Origin of the sequence: Pseudomonas sp. FSL R10-1339, assembly GCF_009600545.1 — a bacterium.
GTDB classification, from domain to species: domain Bacteria; phylum Pseudomonadota; class Gammaproteobacteria; order Pseudomonadales; family Pseudomonadaceae; genus Aquipseudomonas; species Aquipseudomonas bubulae.
Genome location: NZ_WIVQ01000301.1, coordinates 1 through 303 on the forward strand (window position 1 = coordinate 1; position 303 = coordinate 303).

The 303-nt window shown below is 57.8% G+C and carries 1 protein-coding gene; it reads left to right on the forward strand.

The window, feature by feature from the left end:
- The coding region (locus GHO03_RS24865) for a relaxase/mobilization nuclease domain-containing protein (protein WP_153400719.1) at positions 1–303 on the forward strand (303 nt) is incomplete at both ends.

The window sequence follows — 303 nt, forward strand, 5'->3', positions numbered from 1 at the left end:
GTCAAGGGGCGGGGCTTCCGTGGAGCGGCTGAATACGACCTCAACAAAGAGAAGGGGCGCATCATTTCCACGAACATGGCCGGGCAAAATCCGCGCGAACTTGCCGCCGAATTTGGCGAAATTCGCAAGCTTCGCCCGAATTTGGGCAAGGCGGTTTTGCACGTTTCGCTGTCCGCCGCACACGGCGAAAAGCTCACAGACGAGCAATGGCAGGCCATTGGGCAGCGTTATTTGCGCGGCATGGGCTTTACAGATAACCAGTTTGTGATGACCCGGCACACCGACACCGAGCATGAGCACATC